Source organism: Bacillus sp. 05T21 (genome assembly GCF_056396785.1).
Window position 1 is genome coordinate 1 of the sequence record NZ_JBFTMD010000127.1, and the last position, 305, is coordinate 305.

Annotated in this window: 1 protein-coding gene; it reads left to right on the forward strand. The window is 29.7% G+C overall.

What is annotated here, in order from left to right:
* A partial coding sequence (locus AC1DKZ_RS33220) for a hypothetical protein (RefSeq protein WP_476997989.1) occupies positions 1–228 on the forward strand: 228 nt, incomplete at its 5' end.
* Positions 229–305 lie beyond the last annotated feature (77 nt).

A 305-nucleotide genomic window follows, 5' to 3' on the forward strand; every position in this document is an offset into this window, starting at 1 on the left:
CTACATATCAACTTCAGATACTTGTTTTATGATACAAGTAATCAAACAAAAGGAGGGCAATACAAAATGATTACAACAGTATTAACAGGGCACTCTTTTAAGTACAGGAGATTATTRACAGGTGGAGAAAATGTTGAAGATGTACAGACAGATAAACATATTCCATATGAACAAAATGAATTRCAGCAAACTCTAGAAAAGTACGATTCGAAGAAATTTGAGTTATAAAAAGAAAATAGATAAATATAGTGAAAATAGATAAATTGACAAGAGAAAAGCACTTTGTGTATATCACAGGTGCTTTT